Consider the following 12,219-nt stretch of genomic DNA (forward strand, 5'->3'; position numbering starts at 1 on the left):
TTTTTGATTTATTGCATTATATTCATTCAAAAGGGTGTCTATCACGAACTATATCTTTTTTTTACTTGTGTTTTTCAGTTGAGTGCTGCTTAACACAGCCTTTAAATCCTCTGGCATTCACATAACCGTTTTTACTCCAAATAGAACGTTTTTTCGTTTGTGCTTCCTGTTCATCTTTTCTAAACTGGTCTATGTATTTCGTATTTGGCTCATAAACATATGCTACTCTGGCTAATCCTTCTTTTAACAGTGTTTCTTGAACAGACTTGCCATCGACATAAACGTAAGCTAACAGCCTTCCGAATTTATCTCTGCGCTCTCCTTTATCAAATTCTAATTGCAGCTTGCCGCCGCTAACCAATTCTTTGTTTCGTTTAGATGCATCCTCGCCATATGGCTGAACACATGAATGTGGCTTTTTAGTCTCTGGAGTATCAATGAGCAAGTAGCGAACCGTGTCAATATTGCCGTTATAGCTAACTTTGATCGTATCTCCGTCAACAGGCCTTTCTAATACAGCATCCACCAAGCCTTTTTTTGCTTCAGAATTAGAATTCTTGGCAACTGGCTGTTTAAGATCTGAATGGCTTTTTTCAGCAGTATCATTTAATCCGCAGGCTGCCAAAGAAAAACTCAAAGCTAATAGACTAAAGCCTAACATTACTTTCTTCAATTCCATTTCCCCTTCTTCTGTTTCTATCTCAATCAACCAACATTCATTATAATGATATCGCTATTTATTGTGAATGTAATTTTTCTTAACACGTTTATATTAGAGTACTAGCTTTTGATCAGTATTCAAATATCACAAAAAGGTTTCAAAAACATAACCATAACATAATGAAAATAGAACATGTTCAGCTGAATTTCCTGAAATCATTCGGAGCATAAGGGGATTAGTATGTAATCCTGGTGTTAGGCGTTTTATCTGGGAAAATCCTATGATTGCTAAAAAACTTCAGAAGTTTTTTATTGACTGAAAACGCTTTTAAAATTATGATAATATCAAACCTAACAAGGATGTAACAAAAATATAACTAGAACATAACAAAAAAGTGGATATGTTTCTTGTGAAAAAAATGAAAGCGATTTCAATTAGGTTGTTTCTGTAAAAGCCTCATTCGCTGCATTGAGTATTGCTAATTTTCAGATTGATAAGGTCTCGGGAAATAAAAAACCTGGCTGAAACGAGTATTGCTCTTTAAAAGAGAAAGGGTGAATCCAGCACACTCGGTTGACAAGAATGAAAAAATGTATAAAGCATTCTTCATAAAGGTGGGGAAAGGGTATGAAAGAACAACGAAATCCTAGGTCGTTTTTGCAGTTGATAATGATTTCAGCAACATTTGGCGGGCTTCTTTTTGGATATGACACCGGAGTTATAAATGGAGCCTTGCCTTTTATGGCAAGATCTGATCAACTTAACTTAACACCGGTCACAGAAGGGCTGGTTACAAGCATGCTTCTATTAGGAGCAGCGTTTGGTGCATTGCTGTGCGGCAAATTGGCTGACCGCTATGGCAGACGTAAAATGATCCTTAATCTTTCCTTTTTATTCTTTCTGGCATCACTCGGAACAGCAATTGCGCCGAATGTTTTAACGATGGTTATCTTTCGGTTTTTGCTGGGACTGGCTGTCGGTGGGGCATCATCAATGGTACCGGCCTTTTTAGCAGAAATGGCGCCGTATGAGAAAAGAGGGCGTATGGTAACGCAAAATGAACTGATGATCGTCGGCGGGCAATTTTTAGCCTACGTTTTTAATGCGATTCTTGGTGTTGCAATGGCTGATACAGGGCATGTTTGGAGATACATGCTTGTCCTTTGTGCCATACCGGCTCTCATATTATTTGCAAGTATGCTCATGGTTCCGGAGAGCCCGAGGTGGCTAACTTCTAAAGGTAAAAAAAGCGAGGCGCTGCGCGTCCTTAAACTCATACGTGACGAGAAAAGGGCAGAAGCAGAATTTAAAGAAATACAAGCAGCGGCAGTCAAAGATTCAAATGTAGAGAAGGCATCGATCAAAGAGTTCTCTACACCATGGCTGCGCCGTCTTTTATGGATTGGGATCGGTGTTGCCATCGTTAATCAAATCACAGGCGTCAATTCGATTATGTATTACGGCACTCAAATCCTGCAAGAATCCGGTTTTGGTACAAAGGCAGCTTTAATCGCTAATATTGGGAATGGATTGATATCAGTCATTGCCGTTATCATCGGCATTTGGCTGGTTGGCAGGGTGAACCGGCGCCCGATATTGATGATTGGTTTATCAGGAACGACCACAGCGCTTTTATTCATTGCCATATTCTCAATCGTGCTTGATGGATCAGCAGCACTCCCGTATATCGTGCTATCTTTGACCGTTTTATTTCTAGCCTTTATGCAGGGCTGTGTCGGACCAGTAACATGGCTGGTCATTGCAGAAATATTCCCGCAAAGAGTAAGAGGGCTTGGTTCTGGCATCAGTGTATTTTTCCTCTGGATTTTAAACTTTATCATTGGTTTTGCTTTTCCAATCATGCTTAGCTCTGCAGGCTTATCCTTTACTTTCTTTATATTTGTCGCTTTGGGTATCTTGGCAATCGGTTTTGTGTACAAATTCATGCCGGAAACTAAGGGACGAACACTTGAGGAACTAGAAGAGCATTTCCGTTCAATGGATAGAAATTATGACTCTGAAAAATCAATTCATGAAGCGTGATTATCTTATTAAAATGATATTGAATGCAATGGTTAAGCAGCCCACTTTCATCAAGTGGACAATAACAAGTAATTGTTTTCGACTAATCTTATTGAAATTTTTACTTCTGTCTATGAACATATTAATAGTATTGCATTTGTAATTAAAGCTCTCTATATGAGGGCTTTTTATTATGCGTCATACCGGACACTTATATTGGGGAAGCTAATGAAAAAGAAAGAAGGAGATACGAAGTGAAGAAGCATTTACTTTCCTTATGTGTTTTATTATTTGCATTGACTTTTGTTCAAACAAAGACTCAAGCCCTGACATTTACAGAGTTGCCAATTAAACAAAAAATAGAACAATGGTCAGTCGAAATAGCTGAAGCAAAAAATGCAAAGGAATTAGCGAGTCCAAAAAAGGGGGAATATAACGTATATTCAATGGAGATCAAAAACATAGGGGAAGCCGCAGCCACAGTGGATGTAAAATTGTATAGAAATGATCCTGATTCAACCACGAGGTTTTCACTTTTTGGCTGTCCCGAAAACTGTGTGAGACAGAAGGAGGATTTAATAAGCTTAGCCAAAAGTTTAAACGATGGTGCACCGCTGAAGTTTAACCATTTTATGGTGGCTGAAAAGGCATCTGAATTAGAGGTTGTTATTATTTGGACACAAAAAGGAAAAGAAGGACGCCAATTAAAACAAACCTTTACATTCAGTTAGAAGAGGTGAATTAGACAATGTAGTGACCTACATAGGAGTTAAAATACTTGTAAGTAAACTTGTTTCCATTTGGGTTAACAGGCAGGTAATCAACACCTGGTCGGTCTAAAGGCAGATATAGACGCGCTGCGAATCACAAAGCTGAGAACAATGAAGAAAGTCTTATATGGCTGCAAAACTGAAAAGACAATGATTGGGCTGCTTTATGAGCAGCTTTTTTTATATTCTTTTTCAAGTAACATTTTGCCCATTTATTCTACTAATAAAATGAAGAAAGCGAGGGGAAACATGAGAAGCAAAAATAAAATCAAAAAATCACTAATCATTACAGCTCTATTATTGATTTGTTTAGTAACGTTCTTCGCAATGATATCAGGAGACAAAGTAAAATATGAGGGAAGCAGCAGGAACGGATTGTGGGTTTCTACCATTGAAAAATCAGATAAAACATCGATTGGCCCTAATTACTTCTTGAATTTATACTGGCAGGGGAACAAGAAAGAAGCGAAAAGAACCATTGTTGAAAGAATCATATTGTATATAGATGGTAAAAAGTACGATGACAGAGAAGATTATGATTTATCAGAGTACACAGGTGAAGAAATGCCAGGCGGAGGACAAATGGAAGACAACATTGCTACGTTTGATTTTATGCCTGAAGATGAAGTAATTGGACATGATGTAGTTGTTAAGGTGGAGTGGAAGACCGGTAGGGAAAAACATACAGATAAAATAAGATTACAAGAGAAACCATGGTATAAAAGATAAATCTGCAATGGCAAGTTTAGGGATGAACGTCCAAAATATAGGTCTGCTTTCAGAAACATCTGATTGATAAGTACATGTCATGATAAAGGCATGTTTTTATTCAAAGTAAAAATAAAACATGCGAGTTTAGTTCCTTACCTGTACATAAAATGCTTACATTTCTTTCAAATGCTCGTAAAGCAATCTAAAGCAAACAGTACCAGATATCAAAGGGACTGCAAACAAAATAATCACTGCTATGATCTCCCAGCCGTTAAAAAAATCGTGGTTTTTAATGAATACCTGTCCTTCTAAAATGATAAAAGTTATAATCCCTGTTAATACTAAAAAGCATGAAAACAGAATGCTCCTTGCTTTTGGTTTTAGCTTTTTAAACTTATCTTTAAAATAAATGAAAACGAGAACTAAAGAGCAAAAGGATGCTGCAGTGCTTATTACATCAATATTTTTCATGACTTTCGAAATGATGATACATAAGATGAAAAGAAAAAATGCTAAGTTTTTAGACAAAAAATCGCTCCTTATTTTATGGCTACCCAAAAAGTTTACAAGTTTTTCACAATAGGCACAATGCGATGTCAGTAAATTAATCTATTGGTTAACGAAATAGGTTTTTTTATCTTATTGTACCATGTACTAAATATTCAATTTTTTTTTTATGTGCGGGCACTAGGGAATGATGTGTAACGGAAAGGCAAAACTGAATTGAAGAGAGTTTACCTGTGGTAAATGTGTTCTTCAAATCTATAAACTTGTACTGTCTTTCCGGGTCCAGTACTCTTGTGTCGCGTTATTATAAGTTACCTCTAAAATGATTTGCCTTTTTTCACTGTTATAAAACATACACCAAAAAAGGAGAGATAAATGCATAAAATCGGGATATCGGTCTTAGCGTTCTTTGCTTTTATTTCGGGCTGCAATGATAAGGAAGAAAATAAAATAAAAACGCCAAAGATGCAGAACCTTGTTGGTTTTATCCTTTTTAAGGATGAAAGGTCAGCCGTTTTTCTTGAGGGCAAACATGCTCCTGAAAAAGAGGACTTTGAATTGTCTCAAGATAGACTTATAAGAAAATATAAAAATCATGTTGTGATATTGGAATTAAGTCAAATTGAAAACAAAGAAGACCTTGTGGAAGGTAAAAAAATGAAGGTGTGGTTCAACACTCTTAAAGAATCTGATCCTCCAAAAGCAACAATTAAAAAATTCAATTGGTTATAAAGGTTGGCATCCCCCGCATATGATCGCTTAATAGAAAGCTCTACAATTATTATATTTTAATAATGGTACTGCCATAAACAGCGCTATATTCAAATGCTGAGATGCCTGAAAAAAATCAATAAACACAGATGTTCTCTTTACCACGCGCAAGGGCATGAACATCACTTACACAATCAATGCAGCTTGTTGCTGTATAAAAGCAGCATGATGGGCGAGGGCGGCAAGTTTAGTATAAAAAACAGCACTCACACGAAGATGTAGTGCTGTTTTAACGTTTGCAGAGCATTGCATAAAAGTGGTTATTTCCAGACTGACAAATATTTCTTTCGATATTTGCTATCTTTCTCGATCTCAATCAAGTCCATTGCTATTTCCCTAATATGCTCATCTTTATCTTCATCGTATAATTTTTTTAATCCTACAATCATATCGTAGCGAATCAATGTATAATGTTTTTCGTTTATTCCATTTTTAAAGCGATCAATAATATGAGTAAGCACCAGTTCTTTTTGTTCTGGCCCAGCTAAACCAACCTTCCAGATTGCTTGCAAACTATGCCGAGCAGTTACAAATTTTGAATCCCTGGTCACTTCCCATAACGCTGGAAAGTCGTGCAGCATCCGTTTATCCGGATCACTGATTGCTAAACCAGCAAGAAACTGTGCAGCTCTCGCTCGCCTGTGGTTATCCGGATCGGTCAGCCATCCTATTAATTGATCCCACACTTCATAAGCCCAGTCCACTTTTTCTTTTGTGGCGTTAATAATATTCTGAAAGGCTTCTAATTGCAGGCTTTTGTCCTTTGCTTCTAGATTTTCAAAATGAGATTTCATTATACTGTCCATTTTCGAATCACCTTAAAATGATTAGTTATGTTGATTATATCCTTTCACTTGCGATCTTCCATTAAACATCATTTCTCGCGCTAGTGAATGCTTTATGATTGTTAAATCAATTGGAATATTGTAACGCTTATCAGTTCAAAGAAGTAAACGATTAAACAAACAATAACAAGATGCTTATCATTGGCCATTCGTTCTTTCTTAAATATAAATCGCTTAATAATTCTATAAAGAATAAAACCAAAATAAAGTACAAACATGAATGGCAAGAGAAAAGTTGAGTCAAGCATAAATACACCACAATTTCCTTTTTTGATCTATTTTAACATAATTAGGAAAGAGTTAAGATTAAATAAAAAAGACTTTTATTTAGATTTAAAAGAAGGAAAGGGAAGGTGAAACTCACTAACGACAGTGATTTCCAAACCAATTTTGCTGACATGTTTTTAAGAAACGGTTGAGGAGAAGTTTATTGCTCATATGAGTCAAAGTTGAAAATGATTGGAGTGATATTGAATTGATAAAGTTAAAGAATAAAAAATCAACTAAATGTGCGAAAAGATCAATGGCTCTAAAGAATGCCTAATTTCGTATGGACAAATGACATTTGGCTGTGAGGTAAATACAATACAGTAAACTAGAGGAGCGAATGGAGGGTTCGATGTGTTTAGACAATATCCAGTTTGGTATACACAAACACCTTACTACCTGAATTATCATGTGCCTCAATACCAAACAATCTCTTATGATCCACAACGATGTTATCAACGTTGCATGTATCAAACTGGCGGTAACTATGAGTTATGTGACAGATTATGTTATGGAGAAATACAAGTGTAAAAGAGGGGACTTTCTCCTCTTTAAAACCACATTATATAATTGAAAAATGAAGAATCTGATAAAAAGGATGTAAATTGGGATAGCTCTATTTGATAAACGATACATCTCATTTGTAAATAATGGTATATAAGTTGAAGGATGTAAACCAAGTAGGAGTCAGAAAAAGCTTGCAGCTTAAAGAATTACAAAGGAAACAAGAGGACGGTAGCATCGGCAATACATATGATTATAAGCTTGCTAAGAAAATAGAATGTTAACTGATGAAAAAGTTGACCAGGTCGATGATCTTCTATATAAGTTAAAGAACGACTTCATCACACATGCTTTGGAATTCAAGACCAATTAAACTCAATGGCATTTACACCATGCTTTTACGAAATTCAAAGGTATTGTAATCAAGGAAAACTACATCTATGGGAAAGACCGTAGCAATGAAACATTGGGTACCGGTCTAATGAAATCCAATACAATGTATTACAGCACATGAATACTAAAGAAAATGGATAAGAGTTTGGTGTCCATATCTTTAACAATAATGAGGGCATGGTTACACACGTCATATAGATCATCTCAATTAAGGGATCAATCCTGAAGTGAAGAACTTTATTACTTTACACACGATGATTTCAACTTGAATTAATTAATATAACACAAGTTTTCTTTTGAGACAGCAGTTTACATTATGTGGAGAAACACTGATTTGTTAAAATGAATATATCGTCACTATACCTCATTGCGAAAGGGGGATATTTATGACCAAGGTAGCGATAGTTACTGGTTCCGCAGGCGGATTAGGGAGAGGGATAGCAGAGAGATTGTGCAAGGATGGTTTTAGTGTCGTTCTGCATGATATTAACGAGGAACTGCTGCATGCAACTGTATCAGACTTCAAAGAAAAAGGCTATCATGTTATCGGAGTAAAAGGGGATGTATCCAAGCGTGATGACCAATTCAATTTAGTTAAAGCAGCGGCAGATACATTTGGCCGTTTGGATGTGTTTGTAAACAATGCAGGCATTGAGGCAGTTTCGCCATTTTTAGAAATAACAGAAGAACAACTGAATCAATTGTTCAAGGTTAATGTCAATGGCGTTGTGTTTGGTACTCAAGCAGCTGCTGATCAGTTCATTAAGCAAGAAACAAAAGGCAAAATCATTAACGCATGCAGTATAGCAGGTCACGAATCATTTGAAATGCTTGGCACATATTCCGCAACGAAGCACGCAATGAAATCTTTTACACATTCAGCTGCTAAAGAGTTAGCCAAATATCAAATAACAGTTAACGCATATTGTCCTGGTGTTGCAAAAACAAAAATGTGGGATCGCATTGATGAGGAAATGGTTAAACATAGCGATGATTTAAAACCAGGAGAAGCTTTTGAAAAATTCTCTTCAGACATTGCTCTAAAAAGATATCAAACTCCTGAAGATGTGGCCAATTTAGTCTCATTTCTAGCTTCAGATGATTCAGATTATATCACCGGTCAAGCTATTTTAACTGATGGCGGCCTGGTTTATAGATGATAGAATGTACAGTAAAATAAAAGAATCCATTTTAGAAATGGATTCTTTTTGTTTGAGATGAAACCATAATGACCTAGTTGTATAATGAGAAAAGCAATTCAGAGGTCCGTGTGTTCATTCAATGAAAATGGAGTGAACATGTTGGCAAAAAAATATTTGGTCCGTCAGCATGTTCATCTTGTGCAGGAATGATATGTTGGACAAGCAACATCGTGGCGCATGTGAGTTTTAGACACAAGCCAGACGAACAATACATAGCCATAAAGAGAGGCTTGGCGTTATACAAGCCCTATTTGTGTCAGTAGCCAAAAACCAATGTTGTACTTTGTGATCCGGCATATTTTGTGACAAATTCTTTTGTGTACTGCGGAGTTTGAACCCGGTAGCTGTAATTGGAGCCTGGATTCCACGTTGTCAACGGTGAGGATTGCCTGTTCAAGGATGGATAGCTTCCTGTATCCTTAAAGTATCCGGTGCCCTTGTCATCAAGGATTCCGCCTTTTTCGCTGCCTTTTCCAAAATAATTGTATTCAGAATATATTTTTGCTTTTGTCGCGATGGTAATTGCTTGGTTAAAATTGTTGCTGTAATTGTTTTTGACATGAAAGTAGCCATATCTCATCAGCCCCGGACCTCTTACATACAAATTCTCAAAATAGTTGTTGGCGATGGTCATGTGCGGATAGCCGTCATATTGGTGCTGGGAATCATCAGGATATCCTAAAATTAAACCGTACTTATGATTTGCGAATTTTGAGTTGCTGATGGTGATATAATCAGCTGATTTACCGATATACAACAGCTTGTCCAGGTCACTTCCGCCAGCACTATAGCTGTGTCCTGAAAATGTAACATGGTCGATCCAGTAGTTAAAGCCTGAATCGAGATAAAGCTGAATATCGTTATTTCCGTTAATCTGCGGGCTGTGTTCAAAGGTCAGATTTTGAAAGATGACGTTTCCGGATGAAGAAGATGTTGTTAAATAAATATTTTTCAGCGTTTTTTTAGCGTAAGAACCTACAAGTGTTTTATTTGAACCAATCGTTACCGTTGTTTTTGAAGAAGCGGTTAAATCATTTTGAAGCACTAAAATTTTAGGTGTTGATCCGCTCAGATGGGTTTTTAAATCATTTAGACTTTGGATATAAACGATCTGGCCGTTTTTTCCGCCGGTTGTGCTGGCTTTAGAGACTCCTTTTTCATTTTTTGCATTTCCGGCAAATCCTAAAATGCCATTCGTCGAGGTATTTGGAAAATCGACGGCGCCTAAAGCTTTTTCAGGCAAGAGAAGCAATAATAAACTTAACATGGCAAATAATAAAGAAAATCGTTTCAAAGCCACTCAGCTTCCTTTCAAATTTAAATAATTTACATATGGATTATTATTACAGTTGGACAACAGTAAGAATAGAGTCTATATTCCTGATCAAAACCGGGATTTTATATGTTTTTTGATGCAAATAAAAGAGTTACAGTTGGAACCACACGAAAGGATTGATACACCATTGACTGCTGCAGCATATCGAAACACTTTGCTTTCTCTTCTTTGTTTAACAGCGGGAATCGTGGATGTGATCGGTTATTTAAGCCTAGGACACGTCTTCACTGCTAATATGACGGGAAATATCGTTTTATTGGGATTAGCAATCGGAAAATCTCTTCAAGTCACTGTTTTTCATTCTTTAACTGCGCTAATCGGCTTTATCGTGGGAGTGATTGTTTCCACGATCATTGTTGGAAAGGCAGAGAAAACATTTTGGCCATCCGCTGTAACAAAAGCTCTGGCAATTGAAGCGTTCATTTTATTTGTTTTTGCTTGTCTTTCAATATCTGCTGCTTTCGTTCCGGTGTACATCCTTATTATCCTTTTGAGTATTGCCATGGGGATACAAACAATAGCAGCTAAACAACTGGGGATTGCAGGCATTTCTTCTACAGTTTTGACCGGAACATTGGCTTCTCTTTTAGAGGATCTTTCCGGCCGGTTGTTTTTCTCTAAACAGAATAAAACATTCTTAAGAGATGCTGTGTTAAGGGCGCTGGCCATCATATTATATTGTGTGGGGGCTGTTATTGTAGCTTTTGCAGATCCACATTTTCATTACATTATTATCTGGTTTCCGATTGTGCTCATTTTAGGTATTATACTTACTGCTCTGACCAAGTTGCAAAAGGTAAAGTGAAATTCTCCCGCTTGCGATTTCAAGCGGGGATGGGAATTTTTTGAGCTGATATACTTCAGATCCTCACTATAGCTATCCATATTCTATCCATATTAATGAAACAAGAATTTTGGCTCATATGTGCATCTGAACATAAGTAATGCATAGTCGTATAAACGCACCCTTTGATATATATAGAATAGTGAATTAGACATAAATCAATCTATGAATCTATGTCCTCTTTCAATCCATATCGAATGAGTATTACAATGATAATGATTCTCATTCTAAATTTGGATTAGGAGGATGTCTATGAAAAAGAAGATCAGTGCTGTTATTAGCGTGGTTATGTTGATGATTCTTTGTTTTTGCCCGCAGGCTTCGGCAGCCTATAACGATTTGCACGAAGGCTATGCAACCTATACCGGATCAGGCTATTCAGGAGGAGCTTTCCTTCTTGACCCTATCCCATCTGACATGGAGATTACGGCAATTAACCCAAAGGATCTTAATTACGGCGGTGTGAAATCCGCTCTTGCCGGCTCTTATCTTGAAGTGGAAGGGCCAAAGGGGAAGACGATCGTCTATGTTACCGATCTATATCCTGAGGGTGCCCCAGGAGCCCTTGATCTTTCACCCAATGCCTTCAGCAAAATCGGTGCTATGAAAGATGGAAAAATCAAAATCAAATGGCGTGTGATCAAAGCGCCAATCACTGGCAATTTCACATACCGGATTAAAGAAGGCAGCAGCCAGTGGTGGGCGGCAATCCAAGTTAGAAATCACAAGTATCCTGTTATGAAAATGGAATACTACAAAGACGGAAAGTGGATCAACATGGAGAAAACGGACTATAATCATTTCCTCAGCACCAATTTAGGAACGGGCTCTCTTAAAGTCAGAATCACTGACATTCGAGGAAAAGTTGTAAAAGACACGATTCCAAAGCTTCCTGCAAACGGAACATCTGGGGCGTACACAGTTCCCGGGCATGTTCAGTTTCCTGAATAAAACCTTTGAAAAACGGCGGAAAATCTAAATTTTCCGCCGTTTTTTTGTACGTGCAAATGATTATGAAATAAGAATGTTGTGACTTACTTATGCAAGTTGGCACAGCAACGGTAGAGGAACATTTTAAATGAAAAGTCCTGCTCAAGAAAAAGGGCTAAACGAATCCTGCGACTGGTCTTTGTCTTTCAGCTACTTGGATGCTAGATGGTGACTCTGTATTCATTTGGCAACCCCTCCACCAAAGACAGCAATACCTATACTTGATAAGTAAAAATCAATATTTGCATATGTGGGCTGCTTTCGTTAATGTGTTGATTGGTTTCAAATTAAATAAATAACTAAAGAACCAATAAATTGATCAAAAAGCGTTTCCAATCCTGCTTTTTGTTGTGTTTGGAAAAGAAATTTTATAGCTCGTCTTATTGAAAAATTCGC

Annotated in this window: 11 protein-coding genes; 7 read left to right on the forward strand and 4 right to left on the reverse strand. The window is 37.1% G+C overall.

The window, feature by feature from the left end; translation table 11 throughout:
* Positions 1-61 precede the first annotated feature (61 nt).
* A complete protein-coding gene (locus KXD37_RS18235) occupies positions 62-679 on the reverse strand; it encodes a thermonuclease family protein (protein WP_373690228.1) in 618 nt (205 codons plus the stop codon).
* 609 nt (positions 680-1,288) lie between these two features.
* Here KXD37_RS18235 and KXD37_RS18240 point away from each other — a divergent pair.
* The 3 genes from KXD37_RS18240 (at position 1,289) to KXD37_RS18250 (ending at position 4,182) form a co-directional block, all read left to right on the forward strand.
* On the forward strand, positions 1,289-2,704 hold the full coding sequence (locus KXD37_RS18240; protein WP_127696881.1) for a sugar porter family MFS transporter: 1,416 nt from the start codon (positions 1,289-1,291) through the stop codon (positions 2,702-2,704).
* A gap of 233 nt (positions 2,705-2,937) precedes the next feature.
* Positions 2,938-3,414: a hypothetical protein gene (locus KXD37_RS18245; RefSeq protein WP_127696882.1), complete on the forward strand. Its 477-nt coding sequence runs from the start codon at positions 2,938-2,940 to the stop codon at positions 3,412-3,414.
* A 288-nt stretch (positions 3,415-3,702) separates the two neighbouring features.
* Complete coding sequence (locus KXD37_RS18250) at positions 3,703-4,182, forward strand: DUF4944 domain-containing protein (RefSeq protein WP_127696950.1); 480 nt, start codon at positions 3,703-3,705, stop codon at positions 4,180-4,182.
* 153 nt (positions 4,183-4,335) lie between these two features.
* On the opposite strand, the gene KXD37_RS18255 is transcribed toward KXD37_RS18250, so the two are convergent.
* Entirely contained in the window at positions 4,336-4,692 is a 357-nt protein-coding gene (locus KXD37_RS18255) for a YoqO family protein (protein WP_188323043.1), read from the reverse strand.
* Between the two features lie 354 nt (positions 4,693-5,046).
* On the opposite strand from KXD37_RS18255, the gene KXD37_RS18260 reads away from it, so the two are divergent.
* On the forward strand, positions 5,047-5,403 hold the full coding sequence (locus tag KXD37_RS18260) for a DUF3221 domain-containing protein (protein WP_263463674.1): 357 nt from the start codon (positions 5,047-5,049) through the stop codon (positions 5,401-5,403).
* A gap of 299 nt (positions 5,404-5,702) precedes the next feature.
* Here the strand turns inward: KXD37_RS18260 and KXD37_RS18265 are convergent, their stop codons facing one another.
* Positions 5,703-6,248 (reverse strand): hypothetical protein, encoded by a 546-nt coding sequence (locus KXD37_RS18265; RefSeq protein ID WP_106021708.1) that lies wholly within the window; start codon positions 6,246-6,248, stop codon positions 5,703-5,705.
* Positions 6,249-7,837: 1,589 nt separating this feature from the next.
* Here KXD37_RS18265 and KXD37_RS18270 point away from each other — a divergent pair.
* Entirely contained in the window at positions 7,838-8,611 is a 774-nt protein-coding gene (locus tag KXD37_RS18270; protein WP_263463675.1) for an acetoin reductase, read from the forward strand.
* 298 nt (positions 8,612-8,909) lie between these two features.
* On the opposite strand, the gene KXD37_RS18275 is transcribed toward KXD37_RS18270, so the two are convergent.
* The gene (locus KXD37_RS18275; protein WP_395958042.1) at positions 8,910-9,920 is read right to left on the reverse strand and encodes a polysaccharide lyase family 1 protein; all 1,011 of its coding nucleotides are present in this window, start codon (positions 9,918-9,920) and stop codon (positions 8,910-8,912) included.
* A 196-nt stretch (positions 9,921-10,116) separates the two neighbouring features.
* Here KXD37_RS18275 and KXD37_RS18280 point away from each other — a divergent pair, with 196 nt between their 5' ends.
* Together KXD37_RS18280 and KXD37_RS18285 are read left to right on the forward strand one after the other, a co-directional pair.
* On the forward strand, positions 10,117-10,794 hold the full coding sequence (locus KXD37_RS18280) for a YoaK family protein (protein WP_106021707.1): 678 nt from the start codon (positions 10,117-10,119) through the stop codon (positions 10,792-10,794).
* Positions 10,795-11,085: 291 nt separating this feature from the next.
* Positions 11,086-11,784, forward strand: coding sequence for an expansin EXLX1 family cellulose-binding protein (locus tag KXD37_RS18285; protein ID WP_185847886.1), 699 nt, complete (start codon positions 11,086-11,088; stop codon positions 11,782-11,784).
* Positions 11,785-12,219: the final 435 nt, after the last annotated feature.

The organism is Bacillus sp. XT-2 (assembly GCF_025696525.1).
Lineage (GTDB): Bacteria > Bacillota > Bacilli > Bacillales > Bacillaceae > Bacillus > Bacillus halotolerans.